This is a genomic window from Salinibacterium sp. AL4.1, assembly GCF_059767305.1.
The window spans coordinates 249,881-268,771 of sequence record NZ_JBSOQK010000001.1; the positions used below are offsets into that span (position 1 = coordinate 249,881).

Below are 18,891 nucleotides of genomic sequence, written 5' to 3' on the forward strand. Positions count from 1 at the left end.
AAGCCCGAAATAACAGGAGGTACGGCCGTGAACGCCGTCATCGCACGATTGCCCCATTCTGTCGACGCTCGAGTGAGGTTTTTTGCCGTCACTTCGCTGGTCATTCAGATCCTCATTGTTGCCACGGGCGGGGCCGTTCGCTTGACCGGATCGGGACTCGGATGCCCAACCTGGCCGCTCTGCACAGACGCGTCATTGATCGCGACTCCCGAGATGGGAGTTCACGGTGTAATTGAGTTCGGCAATCGTTTGCTCTCGATCATCGTTGGCTTTGTAGCGATTCTCATGGTGCTGATGGTGCTGCGCATCCGTCGCGAACGCCGCGACCTCATGTCGCTGTCCTTCATGATCTTGGGCGGTACCGTCCTTCAGGGCCTCATTGGAGGTCTCTCGGTGCGCGTTCAGCTCGACCCCAGCATCGTGGGCGTTCACTACGCCATCTCGGCGATTTTGGTGGCCATTAGCGCCGCTCTTGTTTATCGGGTCTGGACTGGCCTGCGCGGACCGGCACTCTCGGTGCCCAAGCCCGTGGCGATTCTTACGCATGTGACGAGCCTCTTGGTGGCATTAACGATCATCGCGGGAATCTTGACTACCGGAGCAGGCCCTCACGCCGGTGACGATGGAACCGCCCGCAATGGCCTTGACGCCGGTCTCTTGCAGCACGTGCACAGCTGGCCGGGTTACGCGTTGATCGCAGCGACTCTCGCGCTCGTCATCGTGTTGGCACGCGGAGGCCACCGCCGCATTATGGACTTTGCCATCATCCTGCTCGTGCTTGAGGTCGTTCAGGCATTGATCGGAATCATCCAGTCGCGCAGCGGTCTACCAATTCTCCTGGTGGGCAGCCATATGGTGATCGCCTGCACGATTGCCGCGGCCATGACCGCGGTCGTGCTCTCGCTGCGACCCAGCGTCACCCAAGTTGAGCGCACCAGCGCGGAAAAGGCTGCTCTCTAGAGCAACCGGTGGGCCCGTTGTTCTCTAGCTAGAACGGGAGCAGCGGGTCGATGCCCACGGCCAAGAACACCAGCGTCAAGTAGCTGATTGAGCTATGGAATACGCGCATGGCCTTGACTTCGCCGTGACGAATCGCGGTGTTGTAGAGACGGTGCGATTCAATGATGAACCATGCACCGCTGAGGGCTGCGACCAGCGTGTACAGCACGCCCATCCCTGCAACCGGTACGAGTAGCAACGAGCATACGACGGTGGCCCACGCGTAAAGAATGACCTGCAGGCCCACTGCCGCACGGCCGCGGACGACCGCAAGCATGGGAACGCCGACTGACTGGTAGTCAGCGCGATACTTCATCGACAGGGGCCAGTAGTGCGGCGGCGTCCACAGGAACACCACCGCGAAGAGAATGAAGGCAGCCCATGAGAGGTCGCCGGTTACAGCAGCCCAGCCGATGAGTACGGGCATGCAGCCAGCGATGCCGCCCCAGATGATGTTTTGAGGGGTGCGCCGCTTCAGCAACAGCGTGTAAACGAAGACATAGAAGAGGATGGCGAAGAGCGAGAGTGCCGCAGCGAGCCAGTTTGTCAAAATGCCGAGCCACACGACGGAGCCGACTCCACTGATCCAGGCGAACATCAACGCCTCGCGGTCGCTCAGCTCGCCGGTCACCAAGGGTCGGCCCTTGGTGCGGGCCATCACACGGTCGATATCACGGTCGATGTAGCAGTTGAACGCGTTCGCGGATGAGGCGCTGAGAATGCCGCCGACGAGAGTGGCAAGGACCAGCCAGAGATTCGGGATGCCATTTGCGGCAAGCACCATAACGGGCACGGTGGTGACGAGAAGTAGCTCGATAACGCGCGGCTTTGTCAGCGCAACGTAAGCGCGAATCTTGCGGAGGATGCCAATGCGTTCCTGCTGCGTGGGGGCTTCTAACGTGACATCCATACCAACGATTGTAATCCGCATAGAGAATTGCGCTGACCGCGCCCGTAACGAGGCAGCGCGCACTTGCTCGGTTCCCTATACTTGGGGTGCCCGCCTGTCGGTGGACTGCTCGCACACAGTTTGGTGCAGCGAGACACTTCCGACTGAGGCAATGATGTCGCGTGGCGGGTCGTTCATGTGCCCTGACCGTTTTCGGCCGGGCACTTCGCTTGCAGAAGGGTCATTAATCTCATGGCAGCTTTTCAATGGGATCACATCGACAACAAAGCGGTAGACACCGCTCGAATTCTGGCGGCTGATGCTGTTGAGAAGGTAGGTAACGGGCATCCCGGTACCGCGATGAGCCTGGCGCCTGCAGCGTACTTGCTCTTTCAGAAGGTCATGCGTCGCGATCCAAGCGATGATCAGTGGATCGGTCGCGACCGCTTCATTCTTTCAGTGGGCCACAGCTCGCTCACTCAGTACGTCCAGTTGTATTTGGGCGGCTATGGTCTCGAACTCGATGACCTCAAAGCACTTCGCACGTGGGGCTCGCTGACCCCCGGACACCCCGAATTCGGCCACACCAAGGGTGTAGAGATCACCACCGGCCCTCTCGGCCAGGGCATCGCTTCGTCAGTTGGTTTCGCTTATGCGGCCCGCTACGAGCGTGGCCTATTTGACCCGGAGGCGGCCGCGGGCACGAGCCCGTTCGATCACTTCGTCTACGTCATCGCTGGTGATGGCGACCTTCAAGAAGGCGTTTCCGCCGAAGCATCGTCGCTCGCGGGGCACCAGCAACTCGGCAACCTGATTGCGATCTACGACAGCAACCAGATCTCTATTGAAGACGACACCAACATTGCTTTTACTGAAGATGTGCAGAAGCGTTACGAGGCTTACAACTGGCACGTTCAGGTAGTCGACTGGAAGAAGACTGGCGAGTACGTCGAAGACGTTGAAGCACTCAACGCTGCGATTGAGGCTGCCAAGGCAGTCACCGACCAGCCGTCGATGATCATCTTGCGCACCATTATTGGTTGGCCGGCACCCAATAAGCAGAACACCGGAAAGATCCACGGATCTGCATTGGGTGCTGACGAGCTCGCTGCGACGAAGGTCGCTATGGGGCTCGACCCTGAGAAGAGCTTCGTAGTCGACGACGACGTGATTGCTCACACTCGCTTGGCTGTGGAACGTGGCAAGCAGGAACGCGCTGAGTGGACTGAGAAGTTCGACGAGTGGGCAGCAGCAAACCCTGAGCGCAAGCAGCTTCTCGACCGCGTACTCTCGGGCGCGTTGCCTGAAGGTATTGACGATGCACTCCCCCAGTTCGAAGCGGGCAAGGATGTTTCGACTCGCGCAGCGAGCGGTAAAGTGCTCGGCGCTATCGGTGCCGTCATGCCCGAACTCTGGGGCGGTTCGTCTGACCTCGCTGAGTCGAACCTCACGACCATCGCTGGTGGAAAGTCCTTCATACCTGCCGAGCACTCGACCGACGAGTGGAGCGGCAACGAATACGGTCGTGTACTTCACTTCGGTATCCGCGAGCACGCCATGGGCGCGATCATCAACGGCATCGTCCTGCACGGAAATACCCGTGCATTCGGTGGCACGTTCTTGATTTTCAGCGACTACATGCGTCCCGCAGTTCGTCTTGCTGCTTTGATGGCAGTTCCGTCGATCTTCGTCTGGACTCACGACTCGATCGCTCTGGGCGAAGACGGTCCGACTCACCAGCCCATCGAACAGCTCGCAAGCCTCCGCATGATCCCGGGCATGGATGTCGTCCGTCCTGCCGACGCCAACGAAACGGCATGGGCGTGGAAGACGATCCTCGAGCGCCGCAACGGACCCGCTGGTATCGCTCTTACCCGTCAGAACATCCCCGTCTTCGAACGTGGCGAAGCAGAGGCAAGCGGAGAGACCTTCGCTGCAGCATCCAATGTGGCCCGTGGCGCCTACGTGCTGGCAGAAGCTCCGAACGGAACGCCCGATGTGATCCTGATCGCAACCGGCTCAGAAGTTCAGCTCGCCGTAGAAGCACGCGAGACACTCAAGGCCGACGGAATCAACGCTCGTGTTGTTTCGGCACCGAGCCTCGAGTGGTTCGCTGAGCAGTCCGCGGAATACCGCGAGTCTGTTTTGCCTTCTACTGTGCGTGCACGTGTGTCAGTTGAAGCGGGAGTGTCCACCGGATGGCGCGAGTATGTCGGCGACGCTGGTCGCAGCATCTCGATCGACCACTTCGGCGCATCCGCCGACTACAAGACACTCTTCCGTGAGTTTGGCATCACCACCGAGGCCGTTGTGGCCGCCGCACGCGATTCGCTGGATGCCGTTTAGGCGCCCCCAGTCAAGGAGATAAGAATGACCAACGAAACCCCCACCGCAGCACTCTCCGACCTCGGAGTGAGCATTTGGCTTGACGACCTTTCTCGCGAACGCATCAACTCAGGCGGACTGCAGGAACTGATGGCGTCACGCAACGTTGTCGGAGTCACGACGAACCCGACGATCTTCGCTACGGCACTCGCCAAGGGCGAGGCCTACGACGAGCAGGTTGCCGCTCTGGCCGCTCAAGGCGCGAGCGTTACGGACGCTGTGTTCGAAATCACGACCGATGACGTCGCTGCTGCCAGCGACATCTTCCGTCCCGTTTACGACGCAACCGCTGGTCGCGACGGTCGGGTGTCGATCGAAGTTGAGCCTGGGCTGGCTCACGATGCGGCCGGCACGATCGCACAGGCGCAGCAGCTCTGGGCGAAGGTCGCCCGCGAGAACGCGATGATCAAGATCCCCGCAACGGTTGAAGGCCTCGAAGCCATCACCGCTACGATCGCCGCTGGCATCAGCGTCAACGTCACCTTGATCTTCAGCTTGGCTCGCCACCGCGATGTCATCGAGGCCTACCTCACCGGTCTCGAGAAGGCGCAGGCCGCCGGCCACGATCTCTCGAAGATTCACTCGGTCGCCTCGTTCTTCGTGTCGCGTGTTGACACCGAGATCGACAAGCGTCTCGACGCGCTCGGCACCGACGAGGCCAAGGCCCTTAAGAGCAAGGCGGGCGTCGCTAACGCACGCTTGGCGTACGAGGTCTTCGAAAACGTATTCGCGACCGACCGCGCTCAGGCCCTCATTGCCGCTGGCGCCAACAAGCAGCGTCCGCTGTGGGCATCCACCGGTGTCAAGGACCCCAGCCTGCCCGACACGCTGTACGTGACCGAGCTCGCTGTCGGCGAGACCGTGAACACAATGCCGGAGAAGACCTTGGAAGCAACGTTCGACCACGGAGTTATCGAGGGTGAGCAGGTGACGTCGAACTATGACGCCGCGAACATCACTCTGGACGCTCTGTCAGCGCTCGGAATTTCCTACGACGAGGTGACTGCGCTTCTTGAGAAAGAAGGCGTTGAGAAGTTCATCGTTTCCTGGAACGAGCTTCTCGACACGGTCTCCGCCGCACTAGAGGCTGCAAAATGAGTGTGAAAATCGCAGTATCGGGAGCGGCTGCCGAGGCCGTCAACCGTATTGTGCCGCAGCTAGTTAACGATCTCGTTGCGAGCAGAATTACTGGAGGCGACGCGACCCTGTGGGGCCCCGACGCTGAAGAGGAGTCGGCTAAGCGTCTCGGTTGGGTCGAAGCCGTTTCCGTCGGACGCCCCATGATCGATGACATCTACGCGTTGCGCGATAAATTGCGTGCCGCTGGCGTCGATCACTTCGTGCTGGGCGGAATGGGCGGTTCGTCGCTCGCACCCGAGGTTATTACTCGCACCTACGGCGTGGAGCTCACGGTTCTTGACTCGACCGATCCCGCGCAGGTGCAGGCTGCGTTGGCTGACCGTCTGCAGTCGACTGCAGTAGTGATTTCTTCGAAGTCGGGCTCGACGTTGGAGACAGACTCGCAGAAACGAATCTACGAGAAGTTCTTCACTGATGCCGGGATCGATCCCCGCGAACGAATCATCATCGTGACCGACCCCGGTTCGCCCCTGGATGGTGCGGCTCGGGCCGCCGGATACCGTGTCTTTAACGCCGACCCGAACGTTGGCGGGCGCTACTCGGCACTCACCGCGTTCGGCCTTGTTCCGTCAGGACTCGCCGGCGTTGACCTGTCGGAGCTTCTCGACGAAGCTGAAGCGGTCATGGTGGAACTCGCGGTCGACAACGAGAGCAACCCGGGCCTCGTGCTCGGTGCGGCTATCGCTGGTGCGGACCCCCTCAAAGACAAGCTGGGAATCGTCGCTGACGGTACCCACATCCTCGGCTTCGGAGATTGGGCTGAACAGCTCATCGCTGAGTCAACGGGAAAACTGGGCACGGGCATCCTGCCTGTAGTTTTGCAGTCTGACTCCCCCGAAATTGCTGAAGGTCTCGACGACCTGCAGGTAGTTCGACTCGTTGGCGACTGGGATGACACCAAAGAGGTCGTCGAAGGCGAGATCGAGATTGCCGGTTCGCTCGGCGGGCAGCTACTTCTGTGGGAGTATGCGACCGTTGTCGCCGGACGTCTTCTCGGCATTAACCCCTTCGACCAGCCGGATGTCGAAGCTGCGAAGAATGCAGCGCGTGAGCTGATCGATAACCCCACACCGCCGCAGGCTCCCGCCTTCGTCGCCGGGGATATCGAGGTGCGCGGTACCGCTGGAGTCGTGGCAGAGAGCACCGATCTCGCCGGCGTCGTCTCGTCGCTGCTGTCCTACTTGGATGACGATGGCTATGTTGCGATCCAGGCTTACGCCGATCGCACCGCCTACCCCGAGCTCGCGGAGATCCGTGAGCGCGCTGCAGCGCGCGCTAAGCGCCCTGTGACATTCGGCTGGGGACCTCGCTTCCTGCACTCGACCGGGCAATTCCATAAGGGCGGGCCCGCGGTAGGCGTGTTCTTGCAGATCATCGTGGTTGAAGAGTCTGATCTGCAGATTCCTGACCGTCCGTTTACGTTCGGCGAACTTATCCGAGCGCAGGCTGCTGGTGACGCCAGCGTTCTGGCAGGGCATGGCCGTCCGGTTTTGAGCCTCACGGTGTCGAACCCGAACGTTTCGTTGCCGCTCGTACTCGACGCCATCGGATAGCTGCCGCTCGTTAGCGCAGCGTACAGAGGAGAAGTATGTCCCCCGTTGACATCAGTGCCGAATTCAACCCCCTGAGGTTGACCTCGGACCGCAGGCTTAATCGCATTGCGGGCCCGAGCGCTCTGGTCATTTTTGGCGTAACCGGCGACTTGTCGCGCAAGAAGCTCATGCCGGCTGTGTACGACCTCGCCAACCGGGGGCTACTTCCTCCTGGCTTCGCCCTCGTGGGTTTTGCCCGCCGCGACTGGGAAGACCAAGACTTCGAGAAGGTCGTCCATGATGCCGTAAAGCAGTACGCGCGCACCCCCTTTGATGAGGACGTCTGGAAGCAACTCGCTCAGGGCATCCGCTTCGTCCAAGGCGAGTTCGACGATGCCGCGGCATTTGAGCGCCTCAAGGACACCTTGGCCGACTTGGATCGCGAACGAGGAACCATGGGTAACCACGCGTTCTATCTTTCAATTCCGCCCAAATCGTTCCCGCAGGTGACCGAGCAGCTTCGTAACTCTGGCCTCGCTGAACAGCGCGAAGGTCGCTGGAGCCGCGTTGTTATCGAGAAGCCTTTCGGTAGCGACCTTCATACGGCCCGTGAACTCAATGACGTTGTGGAGTCGGTCTTCCCGCCTGACAGCGTCTTCCGCATCGACCATTACCTCGGTAAAGAGACCGTGCAGAACATTTTGGCGCTGCGGTTTGCGAACCAGTTGTACGAACCCCTCTGGAACTCCAACCACGTTGATCACGTTCAGATCACCATGGCTGAAGACATCGGAGTGGGCGGCCGGGCTGGTTACTACGATGGCATTGGCGCCGCGCGCGACGTCATCCAAAACCACCTTTTGCAGCTTCTCGCCCTCACCGCTATGGAAGAGCCAGTGTCGTTTGATGCCGCCGACTTGCGCGCTGAGAAAGAGAAAGTGCTCTCAGCCGTGCGCCTTCCGGAGAACCTCGGGGAGCACACTGCGCGCGGACAATATGCGGGCGGTTGGCAGGGCGGCGAGAAGGTCAGCGGCTTCCTCGACGAAGACGGCATGAATCCTGAGTCGACCACGGAGACGTACGCTGCCATCCGTCTTGACATCGGAACTCGGCGATGGTCAGGCGTGCCCTTCTACCTCCGCGCCGGCAAGCGTCTTGGACGTCGGGTTACCGAAATCGCCGTCGTATTTAATCGGGCACCGCAATACCTTTTCGAGGAAAGCCGCACTTCAGCACTCGGGCAAAACGCACTCGTGATTCGCGTGCAGCCCGATGAAGGTGTCACGATTCGTTTCGGCTCCAAAGTCCCCGGTGCAGAAATGCACGTTCGCGATGTCACGATGGACTTCGGTTATGGCCACGCCTTCACCGAAGCCAGCCCCGAAGCCTACGAACGCTTGATTCTCGACGTACTTCTCGGCGATCCCCCGTTGTTCCCACGCCACGAAGAGGTTGAGCTCAGTTGGAAGATTCTCGACCCGATCGAAGAGTTCTGGGCAACGCAGGGCGCCCCAGAGCAATACCGTCCCGGAACCTGGGGCCCGAAATCTGCCGATGACCTCATGGAGCGCGACGGCCGAGTCTGGAGACGACCATGATCGTTGATTTGCCCAACACCACCACGGCTAAAATTTCTAAAGCGCTTGTGCGCATTCGTGAAGATGGCGGTGCCGTTGCCCTCGGACGCGTACTCACCTTGATTATCGCGACCGAGTTCGGCAACGAAGAAGAAGCAATCGAGGCGGCCAACGACGCCTCGCGCGAGCACCCCATGCGGGTTCTCGTGGTGTCGACCAGCCCCACCGCTTCGTCGTCGGATGAGGAAGCTCGCGTTGACGCCCAGATTCGCGTCGGCGGGGATGCCGGAGCGAGCGAAGTTATCGTCGTGACCGCCCACGGAGATGCCGCACTCGATCAGGAGAGCCTTGTCACGGGGCTCTTGCTGCCCGATGCGCCGGTAGTCGCATGGTGGCCGGGCGAAGGTCCGGAGAGCGCATCCGAGTCGCCACTGGGACGCATTGCCCAGCGCCGCATCACCGACGCGGCGGCCAGTGCTTCTCCGCTCGACGCGATGCACCGCATGTGCAAAACCTACGTTCCCGGAGACACCGACTTCGCCTGGACTCGCCTTACGCTCTGGCGAGCTCAGCTTGCCGCTGTACTCGACCAGCCTCCGTACGAGCCGATCACCGCGGTTACCGTGAGCGGTTCCGCAGAGTCTGCGTCAACGATGCTTCTGGCAGCATGGTTGCAAATGCAACTCAAGGTAACTGTGACTCTGGATGTCGCAGACGGTTCCCCAGTCCCGACCGGGATCCACGCCGTGATCTTAGAACGTGCATCTGGAACGATTAAGCTCGAACGCAATGTGGCGTCGATCGCTACTTTGACGCAGCCCGATCAACCGGTGCACGACATCTCACTCCCCCGTCGCAACCTTCGCGATTGCCTCTCGGAGGAATTGCGCAGACTTGACCCCGACAAGCTCTTCGGAAACGTCGTCCGCTACGGCGTAAGCGACATCACCGGTGTCGAGATCGAAAAATACGTGAAGGCAAAGATCTGATGAGTAATGAACGTCGTGCAATAGTCCACCCCAACAAGGTTGACCTTGCCCAAGCGGTAGCGGCTCACTTTCTTTCCAAGGTGCCCCAGATCATTGCGGAGTTCGATGAAGCCACAGTCGTACTGACCGGTGGGAGCATGGGACAGGCTGTTCTCGCCGCCATCAACGAGTCACCGCAGCGTGACGCCGTTGATTGGTCTCGCGTCAACTTCTGGTGGGGCGACGAACGTTGGCTGCCCGCCGGGGATCCTGAGCGCAATGACGCACAGGCGCGCGCTGCGCTTCTCGACCACATCCCGGTTAATCCGGCTCGGGTCCACGCCGTCGCGGCCTCTGACGCAGGGCTGTCGCTGGATGACGCTGCTCAGGCTTACTCTAACGATCTGCGGGCGCACGCCGCTCGCAATGGTAAGTACCCGAACTTCGACATCGTGTTTCTCGGCGTCGGCCCTGACGGACACATCGCATCGCTCTTCCCCGAGCGTGAAGGCATCCGTGAGACCGAGCGCACAGTTATTTCCGTTCGCAACTCGCCGAAGCCACCCGACGAGCGCGTTAGCCTCACACTGCCGGTCATCAACTCATCGGTACGTATCTGGGCAGTTGTAGCCGGCGCTGACAAGGCCTCGGCTCTTGGACTCACGCTCGCTGGTGCGAGCTACAACGAAGTTCCGGCGGCCGGGCTCGAAGGGCGCCGCAAGACTCTGTTCCTTGTCGACTCTGATGCAGCGGCGCAGGTCCCTGCGGCGCTGATCGACCCAGGCCAGTTTTGGACGAGCGCCGATTCGACAGACGAGCACTAAGTTCTTTCTCTCGCGCACGCGGTAGCGCTAGGCTTCAAGACAATAGGAAAGCCCCAACCGAATCGGTTGGGGCTTTCCTATTGTTACAAGCTGCGAGCCTGCCGCGCGAACTCTGGGTTCACTGGCTGAGTTGTATCTTCTAAGAAGTTACGGTGCCGCGGCGGGTGCGGAGTTGAACGAGTGCTTCGTCGAGAAGCTCTGCGGCTTCGTCGTCGCTGCGACGTTCTTTTACGTAGGCCAAGTGTGTCTTGTACGGTTCGAGCTTTGAAACTGAGGGCGGGTTTTCTTTGTCCCGGCCTGCAGGAAGTCCCGTGGATGGCGAATCGATCGTTTCCGGGATGTCTTCATCGGGCACATTGGCAGCGAATGATCGCACGGTTTCGTTGCCAGCAGCGTCCCAATACGAGATTTGGACACGCTCAGCTTGGAACCCACGATCTTGCTCGCCCATCGGGCCTGAGCCCACGCGCGAACCACGAATTGCACTTCCGCCTGATACCACTGTGTTCCTTCGTCTTGAGGCTAGAGGTTCTTAAGCGCCGTCAAACTTGGTGATGAGACCAAGAACCACGATGCAGCTGATCCAAACGATGCCGAGGATCACCGTAATACGGTTGAGGTTGCGTTCAGCAACACCCGACGCACCGAGGTTGGACGTGACTCCTCCTCCGAACATGTCAGAGAGACCTCCACCGCGACCGCGGTGGAGAAGGATAAGAAGTGTGAGCAGCAAGCTCGTGATACCGAGCAATACCTGCAGCACAACCTGGAGAATTTCCACAAAGAACCTTTCGAACAGGCCGTAGCGGCCTCGAACAGTATAGCGTTTAGGTGCCGACGTGCTTGGAGAAGCGCGAGATGCTGGCAAATTCGGCCACATCAAGGCTCGCTCCGCCGACGAGTGCACCGTCAATGTTCGGCTCTCGCATGAGACTCGCGATGTTGCTCGACTTCACCGAACCGCCGTAGAGGACGCGGGTGGCCGCTGCGACATCGTCGCCTAGGACTTCAGCAAGTGTCTCGCGGAGACGGGCAGCTACCTGCTCGGCTTGTTCCGGAGTAGCGGCCTTGCCCGAGCCGATAGCCCATACGGGCTCGTAGGCCACGACGATCTCGGGCGTACCCGTGATGCCGGCGAGTCCGGCCTTCAGCTGAGCGACAGGAACGGCGCTCGGACCGTGGGCTTCGAGGTCATCGGCAGTTTCGCCAACGCACAAGACTGGCACGAGACCGTGCTTAAGAGCAGCGGCAACCTTGCGAGCCAGTTGCTCATCGGTTTCACCGTGCATCGTGCGACGCTCCGAGTGCCCGACCAAAACGTAACGGCAGTCAAGGGCTGAGAGGAACGCTCCCGAGATCTCACCGGTGTAAGCGCCGGAATCGTGCTCGGAGACGTCCTGACCGCCGAACCGAATGTCGAGTTTGTCGGCGGCGACGAGCGTCTGCACCGACCGTAGGTCAGTGAACGGAGGGAATACCGCCACCTCTGCGCCATCGACGCCGAAATCGTGATTCGCGTCTTTCAACGTCCATGCAAGCTTCTGCACGAAGGCGATCGACTGAAGATGGTCGAGATTCATCTTCCAGTTGCCCGCGATAAGCGGGACGCGCTTTACCTTTGCCATCCGAGTACCTCCAGTCCGGGGAGTTGCTTACCCTCAAGGAACTCGAGGCTTGCACCGCCACCCGTAGAAATGTGACCAAATTGGTCGTCGTCAAAACCTAATGCTCGTACGGCAGCGGCAGAGTCTCCGCCGCCAACCACACCGAAACCTTCGGTATCGGTCAGAGCCTGAGCGATCGCCTTCGTGCCCGCCGCGAAAGCGGGGAACTCAAACACGCCCATGGGGCCGTTCCAGAAAACCGTCTTCGAATCTCGGATCACCTGAGCGAACCGCGCTGCAGTCTCGGGACCGATGTCGAGGCCGATGCCCGAAGCGCCGAATTCAGTATCTTCGATCGCGTGTGCTGACGTGACGGTGTGCGCAGCGTCGGGGCCGAACGATGCGGCTACAGAAATATCTGTGGGCAACACGATCTCGACACCAAGCTCATCTGCTTGAGTCAAGTAGCGCTTGACAGTGTCGAGCTGGTCTTCCTCGAGAAGACTTGCGCCGACTTTGTAGCCCTGCGCCGCAAGGAAGGTAAAGAGCATTCCGCCGCCGACAAGGAGTGAGTCGACGCGAGGGAGCAGTGCTCCGATGACATCGAGCTTGTCGGATACCTTGGAACCGCCCAAAACAACGGTGTAGGGGCGCTCAGGGGTGACCGTGAGGCGCTCAAGAACACCCAGCTCAGTTTCGATGAGCAAACCCGCAGCGCTCGGAAGCGCCTGAGCAAGCTCAAAAACGCTCGCTTGTTTGCGGTGTACGACTCCGAAACCGTCAGAGACGAACGCGTCGCCGAAGCGAGCGAGTTTGTGAGCAAACTCTTCGCGTTCAGCCTCTGACTTCGAAGTTTCACCGGAATTGAACCGCAGATTCTCCAACAGCGCTACGCCGCAGTCTTCGAGATCAGCGACCGCCTGTTCGGCGGCGTGACCCACGGTGTCCTTGGCGAACACCACTGCCTTACCCAACAACTCCGAGAGTCGCTGAGCGACAGGCTCGAGGCTGTACTGAGCATCGGGCTCTCCCCCGGGACGACCCAGGTGAGAAACGATAACCACGCGGGCGCCCTCGTTGATGAGAGCGTTCAGTGTGGGCAAGGATGCACGAATGCGACCGTCGTCGGTGATCTGACCATCCTTGAGCGGGACGTTCAGATCGCACCGGACGATGACGCGCTTTCCGCGCAAATCGGAGAGCGTTGAAAGAGTTCTGAGGCTCATAGTCGTTGAGGGTTAGAGGCGTGCGCCGACGAACTCTGCAACGTCAACGAGGCGGTTGGAGTAGCCCCACTCGTTGTCGTACCACGAAGCGACCTTGACCTGGTTGCCGATGACCTTCGTGAGACCAGCGTCGAAGATCGACGAGTGCGGGTCGCCAACGATGTCGGTCGATACGATCGCGTCTTCGGTGTACTTGAGGATTCCCTTGAGGGGGCCCTCAGCCGCTGCCTTGTACGCGGCGTTGATCTGCTCGACGGTGACGTCGGCATTCGTGGTGATCGTGAGGTCCGTGATCGATCCAGTGATGACGGGAACGCGCAGTGCATAGCCATCGAGCTTGCCGACGAGCTCGGGGATGACGAGACCGAGTGCCTTAGCAGCGCCCGTCGAGGTCGGGATGATGTTCTGCGCTGCAGCGCGTGCACGACGCAGGTCGCCGTGCGGGCCATCCTGGAGGTTCTGATCAGCGGTGTACGCGTGAACCGTGGTCATGAAGCCAGTCTCGATGCCGAAGTTGTCCATGAACACCTTGGCAAGAGGAGCCAAGCAGTTCGTGGTGCACGAAGCGTTCGAGATGATGTTGTGGACGGCCGAGTCGTAGGTGTCTTCGTTCACTCCGAGAACCAACGTAGCGACGTCGTCGCCGGTAGCCGGTGCTGAAACGATGACCTTCTTGGCGCCTGCAGCAATGTGCTTGGCAGCATCCGCCGACTTGGTGAAGTGGCCGGTCGACTCGATGACGATGTCAACACCCAACTCGCCCCACGGCAGGTTGGAAGGGTCGCGCTCGGCGAAGACCTTGATCGCTTTGCCGTCAACGACGATTTGGTCGTCATCAAACGTAACGTCGGCGTTGAGGCGACCAGTGATGGTGTCGTACTTGAGCAGATGAGCGAGCGTCTTGTTGTCTGTCAGGTCGTTGACGGCAACGATTTCAATGTTGCTGTCCTTGGCCATAGCCGCTCGAAAGAAGTTGCGACCAATGCGACCGAAACCATTAATACCGATTTTTACGCTCACTGTTACTCCAGAAAATCAGGCGTCTACGACGCGTCGTGCTGTAGTGGTGGGATGTTGCTTATAGCGGAGACAGGGCTTAAGCCGGGGCCTAACCCGGCCACGATGCCGCTACGAGAGTAGCAGGAGACCGTTTGTCTTCGAGCGAGCTGCGCTGAAGCGGTCTTGTACGTTTGCCCAGTCAACGATGTTCCAGAACGCCTTGACGTAGTCGGCACGTACGTTCTTGTAGTCGAGGTAGTACGCGTGCTCCCACACGTCGAGCATGAGGAGGGGCACGATACCGGCGGGGAGGTTTCCCTGCTGATCGAAGAACTGAACGATGATCAGTCGTTCTCCGATCGAGTCCCAAGCGAGTACGGCCCAACCGGAGCCCTGAACGCCCATAGCGGTCGCAGTGAAGTGCGCGGTGAACTTGTCGAACGATCCGAAGTGGTCATCAATCGCACTCTCGAGGTCGCCAGTGGGCTTGTCGCCACCGTTGGGAGACATGTTGGTCCAGAAAATGGAGTGGTTGACGTGGCCACCCAAGTTGAAGGCCAAGTCTTTCTCAAGCTTGTTCACGTTGGCGAGGTCGCCAGAATCGCGAGCCTCTGCGAGGCCAGCGATCGCTGCGTTCGCCCCAGTGACGTAAGCCTGGTGGTGCTTGCTGTGGTGCAGCTCCATGATCATCGCGCTGATGCTTGGCTCAAGCGCGGAGTAGTCGTATGAGAGTTCGGGAAGAGTGTAGTCAGCCATCGAAAGTCCTCCTAGGATCTAGATTCCTGAACCGGCTGTAAGCACGGCCAGGCGATGTTTCCAGTGTAACCACGTCCATGCGACACTCGTGCCGCATGGAGGGAACGCTAAGCCTCGTCCAACTCCGCAGGAAGGTTTGCCTCGGTGCCAGCAAGGCCCAGATCGCTGGCGCGCTTGTCGGCCATCGCCAACAAGCGGCGAATACGACCGGCCACAGCATCTTTTGTCATGGGTGGGTCGGCGTGATGACCAAGCTCGTCGAGGCTCGAGTCACGGTGGCTCAACCGAAGCTCTCCCGCATAACGAAGGTGCTGCGGAACATCATCACCCAAAATTTCGAGCGCGCGCTCAACCCGCGCACAGGCTGCCACGGCTGCTTGCGCCGATCGACGGAGGTTTGCGTCGTCAAAGTTCACCAAGCGGTTGGCTGTCGCGCGCACTTCGCGGCGCTGGCGAAGCTCGTTCCAGCTCACCACCGTTGTATTGGCGCCCATGATCGTAAGCATGGCGCTGATCGCCTCACCGTCACGAACCACCACGCGGTGCACGCCGCGGACTTCGCGGGCTTTAGCAGCGACGCGAAGACGGCCGGCTGCTCCCACGAGAGCCATAGCTGCTTCATTACCGGGGCAGGTGACCTCGAGCGCGGCGGAGCGACCAGGGTCAGTCAGTGATCCAGCAGCGAGAAAAGCACCACGCCACACGGCAGCGAGCTCGCCGCGACCGCCAGTGGTAACTCGATTCGGAAGCCCGCGGATGGGGCGTCGACGAGCATCCAGAAGCCCGGTCTGACGCGCCAGAGTCTCTCCCCCGTCGAGCACGCGAACGAGAAGGTTGTTGGTGCGGCGGCCACCGCCTGACGAGGCAACTCGCGAAATCTCGGAACGAACGCCGTAAAGCTCCGCGATATCGCGGCGCACCCGGCGCGCGAGTAGTTCGCTCTCTAGCTCAGACTCGACTGCGATGCGTCCAGAAATGAGGTGGAGACCACCGGAGAAACGCAAAATAGTCGCGAGCTCTGCAGCGCGCTCAGTCGTCTTGCCTAACTGAATTCGTGCCAGTTCGTCTTTGACTTCAGCAGTTAATGCCACTAACTGGCCTTCCTTCCAAGATGACGGTGCGGTTGGATGAGTAATCTACTCTCGTCCACGGTCCCGATGTTTGATGCTGACGGCTACACCGGGCAGGCCGCTAAGAATAGCTGACAACTCTTCGGCAATCGCGACCGAACGGTGTTTGCCACCAGTACAGCCGATCGCGATCGTTGCGTGTCGTTTATTCTCGCGCTGATACCCGGCGAATACAGGTTCGAGGGCTCGTGCGTAGTCCGCAACGAACTCCTGTGCTCCGGGCGCCCCAACCACATACGCACGGACGCGTTCATTGAGTCCGTCTAGTGCTTTGAGCTCGGGCACCCAAAAGGGATTAGGCAAGAATCTGCAGTCAGCCACCATGTCGGCGTCCGCTGGAAGTCCGTACTTAAATCCGAAGCTCTCAATAGTAATACGCAATCCAGCGTCGTTCTCCGCAGAGAACTTCTCGATGATGGTGGTAGCGAGTTGATGGATGTTGAGATCGGTAGTGTCGATGATGATGTCGCTGTTTGAGCGAATCTCCGCCATGCGCGTTCGTTCAGCGGCGATACCGTCGAGCGGAGTGCCCTCTTCTTGAAGAGGATGCGGCCGACGCACTTGCTCGAATCGGCGTACAAGCGCTACGTCCTCGGCATCGAGGAAGAGCACCCGCAACGATGTTGAACCGCGTAGCGCTTCAATCGCATGCTGCGCATCCGAGAAAAGCTTTCCGCCGCGCACATCGATCACAGCAGCGACTCGAGGAAGCGAGTCCCCCGCGCGATGAGCAAGGTCGACGAGAGGCAGAAGCATCTGGGGCGGAAGGTTGTCGACGACATACCATCCGAGGTCTTCTAGTGCGTTGCCAACAGTCGAACGCCCCGCGCCCGACATGCCGGTCACAATGAGTACTTCCTGCTGCTCTGTGACGGGTTTCATGGTGTGTCCAGACTACCCGAGCTAGCGCTGACCCAACTTTTCGATAATCGCCGCCGCTGTCGTCTCTCCGATACCGGGCACTTCGCTCATTTGCTCGGGCGTCGCCGCCTTGAGCCTCGCGACCGAGCCGAAATGCTGGAGCAGCGCCTTGATACGCGAGGGACCAAGACCCGGCACGGTGGAGAGCACTGAGGAAATGTCCTTGGAACGTCGCTGACGTTGATGTGTAATCGCAAAACGGTGAGCTTCATCGCGAAGACGTTGAATCAGGAAGAGCGCATCGCTGTTTCGAGGCAAGATGACGGGGTAATCAGAATCCGGCAGCCAAATCTCCTCAAGTCGCTTGGCAATTCCCGCCAGCTGGATGCCCGAGACACCCGATTCTTCGAGAGCGCGCTGCGCTGCGTTCACTTGGGGCTGACCGCCGTCGACGATGAGAAGCTGCGGCGGATAGGCGAATTTGGACGGTGGTGCCGGAAGCTCATCACTTTCGGGTGCTGGTCGTAAGGAATCACCCGGCTCACCCGAGCTTTCGGGTGCCACCGCCGCCGCCTCGACCTCAGCTGCAGTCGGGACGGCGTCCCCAGCAGCGAGGTAGGCGAGGCGGCGCTTCAGCACCTGATAGATCGAGTCGGTGTCATCGGTGGTCTCGGTGATGTTGAAGCGACGGTAATGCTGCTTCTTCGGCAGCCCGTCTTCGAAAACAACCATGGAGGCGACGACGTTGGTTCCGGAGAGGTGCGAGACGTCGAAGCATTCCATGCGCAGCGGTGCTTCTGCCATGCCGAGCGCTTCTTGAATATCAGCCAGGGCCTGTGATCGGGCAACGAAGTCGCCGCTTCGCTTCGATTTATAGAGCATGAGCGCGTTCTTCGCGTTCGTCTCTACTGTTTGCGCGAGCGCTGCCTTCTCGCCACGCTGCGCGACACGAAGCCGAACTCGGGCCCCCAAGCCCCGCCGTTGAGCAAGCCATTCTTCGAGCGCTGTGCTGTCGTGCGGCAGCGCCGGCACGAGCACGTCGCGCGGCGGCGAGGTGTCGTCATAGGCGTTCTGGAGTACCGACTCAACGAGTCCGCCGAGCTCGACATCGAGTTCTTTGTCGACAACCCAACCCCGCACACCGCGGATGCGCCCGCCGCGCACGATGAACTGCTGGACAGCAGCTGCTAACTCATCGTGAGCGATACCGAAGAAATCGGCGTCAACGTCTTCAGAGAGCACAATCTGGTTCTTCGCCAGGGCAGTCTCCATTGCTCCGATTTGGTCGCGGTATCGAGCAGCAGATTCGTAGTCTTGCTCGCCAGCGGCATCCGTCATCTTTACTCGGATGGAGTCCAACATTCGAGAATCGTTGCCTGCCATGAACGAGGCAAAGTCAAGGGCGATTGACTTGTGATCTTCTTGAGATACCCGGCCAACACAGGGAGCGGCGCACTTGCCGATATCGCCGAGAAGGCAGGGACGCCCGGTTTGTTGGGCACGCTTATACACCGACGTCGAGCAACTGCGCATCGGAAATGCTTTGAGCAAAACGTCGACCGTGTCGCGAATAGCCCACGCGCGGGAATACGGCCCAAAATAGCGCGCATTGGGAAGCTTCCGGTTGCGAGTGACGAGTACTCGCGGAACATCGTCGCCCATCGTGAGGGCCAGATACGGGTATGACTTGTCGTCCTTGTACTGAACGTTAAATGGCGGATCGAATTCCTTGATCCACGTGTATTCCAATTGGAGCGCTTCGAAGTCGTTGCCGACAATCGTCCATTCGACGTTCGACGCTGACAGGACCATGCGCCGAGTTCGCTCGTGAAGCGTCGTTAAAGGGGCGAAGTAGTTACTCAATCGGGCGCGAAGGTTCTTGGCCTTGCCGACGTACAGCACTCGTTTGTTGTCGTCCGTGAACCGGTAGACCCCCGGCCGCGTAGGCATATCGCCCGCTCGGGGGCGCCACGCCACAGTGTTAGCCACGGTGCACCCCTT

General features: G+C 59.9%; 17 protein-coding genes. 7 read left to right on the forward strand and 10 right to left on the reverse strand.

All coding sequences use genetic code 11. The annotated features are described in order from the left end of the window. The first annotated feature begins 27 nt into the window (after positions 1–27). A complete protein-coding gene (locus ACWTV3_RS01300; protein WP_498476495.1) occupies positions 28–960 on the forward strand; it encodes a COX15/CtaA family protein in 933 nt (310 codons plus the stop codon). A 28-nt stretch (positions 961–988) separates the two neighbouring features. Here ACWTV3_RS01300 and ACWTV3_RS01305 read toward each other — a convergent pair whose 3' ends face one another. Continuing rightward, positions 989–1,909 carry a heme o synthase gene (locus ACWTV3_RS01305; RefSeq protein WP_498476496.1) on the reverse strand — a complete coding sequence of 307 codons (921 nt, stop codon included), beginning with the start codon at positions 1,907–1,909 and terminating at the stop codon, positions 989–991. A gap of 231 nt (positions 1,910–2,140) precedes the next feature. Between ACWTV3_RS01305 and tkt the strand changes: the two genes are divergently transcribed. Genes tkt through pgl form a run of 6 tightly spaced genes read left to right on the forward strand, consistent with a single transcriptional unit; the run spans position 2,141 to position 10,314 of the window. Beyond that, positions 2,141–4,234, forward strand: coding sequence for a transketolase (gene tkt, locus ACWTV3_RS01310; protein WP_498476497.1), 2,094 nt, complete (start codon positions 2,141–2,143; stop codon positions 4,232–4,234). Between the two features lie 24 nt (positions 4,235–4,258). Beyond that, positions 4,259–5,371, forward strand: a complete 1,113-nt coding sequence (tal, locus tag ACWTV3_RS01315) for a transaldolase (protein ID WP_498476498.1) — start codon at positions 4,259–4,261, stop codon at positions 5,369–5,371. Further along, a complete protein-coding gene (locus ACWTV3_RS01320; RefSeq protein WP_498476499.1) occupies positions 5,368–6,966 on the forward strand; it encodes a glucose-6-phosphate isomerase in 1,599 nt (532 codons plus the stop codon). The genes tal and ACWTV3_RS01320 overlap by 4 nt, the downstream gene beginning before the upstream one ends. A gap of 35 nt (positions 6,967–7,001) precedes the next feature. After that, the gene (zwf, locus tag ACWTV3_RS01325) at positions 7,002–8,543 is read left to right on the forward strand and encodes a glucose-6-phosphate dehydrogenase (RefSeq protein ID WP_498476501.1); all 1,542 of its coding nucleotides are present in this window, start codon (positions 7,002–7,004) and stop codon (positions 8,541–8,543) included. Next, on the forward strand, positions 8,540–9,511 hold the full coding sequence (locus ACWTV3_RS01330) for a glucose-6-phosphate dehydrogenase assembly protein OpcA (protein WP_498476502.1): 972 nt from the start codon (positions 8,540–8,542) through the stop codon (positions 9,509–9,511). Before zwf ends, ACWTV3_RS01330 begins: the two co-directional genes overlap by 4 nt. After that, entirely contained in the window at positions 9,511–10,314 is an 804-nt protein-coding gene (pgl, locus tag ACWTV3_RS01335; protein WP_498476503.1) for a 6-phosphogluconolactonase, read from the forward strand. The genes ACWTV3_RS01330 and pgl overlap by 1 nt, the downstream gene beginning before the upstream one ends. Before the next feature lie 139 nt (positions 10,315–10,453). Here the strand turns inward: pgl and ACWTV3_RS01340 are convergent, their stop codons facing one another. The 9 genes from ACWTV3_RS01340 to uvrC form a co-directional block, all read right to left on the reverse strand. Then, complete coding sequence (locus ACWTV3_RS01340) at positions 10,454–10,816, reverse strand: RNA polymerase-binding protein RbpA (RefSeq protein WP_100388977.1); 363 nt, start codon at positions 10,814–10,816, stop codon at positions 10,454–10,456. Positions 10,817–10,846: 30 nt separating this feature from the next. After that, entirely contained in the window at positions 10,847–11,095 is a 249-nt protein-coding gene (gene secG, locus ACWTV3_RS01345) for a preprotein translocase subunit SecG (RefSeq protein ID WP_100388976.1), read from the reverse strand. Positions 11,096–11,141: 46 nt separating this feature from the next. Further along, on the reverse strand, positions 11,142–11,939 hold the full coding sequence (gene tpiA, locus ACWTV3_RS01350) for a triose-phosphate isomerase (protein ID WP_498476504.1): 798 nt from the start codon (positions 11,937–11,939) through the stop codon (positions 11,142–11,144). After that, positions 11,927–13,144: a phosphoglycerate kinase gene (locus ACWTV3_RS01355; protein WP_498476505.1), complete on the reverse strand. Its 1,218-nt coding sequence runs from the start codon at positions 13,142–13,144 to the stop codon at positions 11,927–11,929. The genes tpiA and ACWTV3_RS01355 overlap by 13 nt, the downstream gene beginning before the upstream one ends. 12 nt (positions 13,145–13,156) lie before the next feature. Then, positions 13,157–14,164 (reverse strand): type I glyceraldehyde-3-phosphate dehydrogenase, encoded by a 1,008-nt coding sequence (gap, locus tag ACWTV3_RS01360; RefSeq protein ID WP_100388973.1) that lies wholly within the window; start codon positions 14,162–14,164, stop codon positions 13,157–13,159. Between the two features lie 108 nt (positions 14,165–14,272). Further along, the gene (locus ACWTV3_RS01365) at positions 14,273–14,899 is read right to left on the reverse strand and encodes a superoxide dismutase (RefSeq protein ID WP_487029166.1); all 627 of its coding nucleotides are present in this window, start codon (positions 14,897–14,899) and stop codon (positions 14,273–14,275) included. 107 nt (positions 14,900–15,006) lie between these two features. Beyond that, positions 15,007–15,990, reverse strand: coding sequence for a DNA-binding protein WhiA (gene whiA / locus ACWTV3_RS01370; protein ID WP_498476506.1), 984 nt, complete (start codon positions 15,988–15,990; stop codon positions 15,007–15,009). A 45-nt stretch (positions 15,991–16,035) separates the two neighbouring features. Then, positions 16,036–16,911 (reverse strand): RNase adapter RapZ, encoded by an 876-nt coding sequence (gene rapZ, locus ACWTV3_RS01375; protein WP_100388970.1) that lies wholly within the window; start codon positions 16,909–16,911, stop codon positions 16,036–16,038. Positions 16,912–16,932: 21 nt separating this feature from the next. Next, the gene (gene uvrC / locus ACWTV3_RS01380; RefSeq protein ID WP_498476507.1) at positions 16,933–18,879 is read right to left on the reverse strand and encodes an excinuclease ABC subunit UvrC; all 1,947 of its coding nucleotides are present in this window, start codon (positions 18,877–18,879) and stop codon (positions 16,933–16,935) included. Positions 18,880–18,891: the final 12 nt, after the last annotated feature.

What these genes read in the sequence shown, in the direction of transcription:
- ACWTV3_RS01305 (WP_498476496.1), bottom strand. Translation starts at nt 1,909, where the DNA reads ATGGATGTCACGTTAGAAGCCCCCACGCAGCAGGAACGCATTGGCATC.
- tkt (WP_498476497.1), top strand. Translation starts at nt 2,141, where the DNA reads ATGGCAGCTTTTCAATGGGATCACATCGACAACAAAGCGGTAGACACC.
- tal (WP_498476498.1), top strand. Translation starts at nt 4,259, where the DNA reads ATGACCAACGAAACCCCCACCGCAGCACTCTCCGACCTCGGAGTGAGC.
- ACWTV3_RS01320 (WP_498476499.1), top strand. Translation starts at nt 5,368, where the DNA reads ATGAGTGTGAAAATCGCAGTATCGGGAGCGGCTGCCGAGGCCGTCAAC.
- zwf (WP_498476501.1), top strand. Translation starts at nt 7,002, where the DNA reads ATGTCCCCCGTTGACATCAGTGCCGAATTCAACCCCCTGAGGTTGACC.
- ACWTV3_RS01330 (WP_498476502.1), top strand. Translation starts at nt 8,540, where the DNA reads ATGATCGTTGATTTGCCCAACACCACCACGGCTAAAATTTCTAAAGCG.
- pgl (WP_498476503.1), top strand. Translation starts at nt 9,511, where the DNA reads ATGAGTAATGAACGTCGTGCAATAGTCCACCCCAACAAGGTTGACCTT.
- tpiA (WP_498476504.1), bottom strand. Translation starts at nt 11,939, where the DNA reads ATGGCAAAGGTAAAGCGCGTCCCGCTTATCGCGGGCAACTGGAAGATG.
- ACWTV3_RS01355 (WP_498476505.1), bottom strand. Translation starts at nt 13,144, where the DNA reads ATGAGCCTCAGAACTCTTTCAACGCTCTCCGATTTGCGCGGAAAGCGC.
- ACWTV3_RS01365 (WP_487029166.1), bottom strand. Translation starts at nt 14,899, where the DNA reads ATGGCTGACTACACTCTTCCCGAACTCTCATACGACTACTCCGCGCTT.
- rapZ (WP_100388970.1), bottom strand. Translation starts at nt 16,911, where the DNA reads ATGAAACCCGTCACAGAGCAGCAGGAAGTACTCATTGTGACCGGCATG.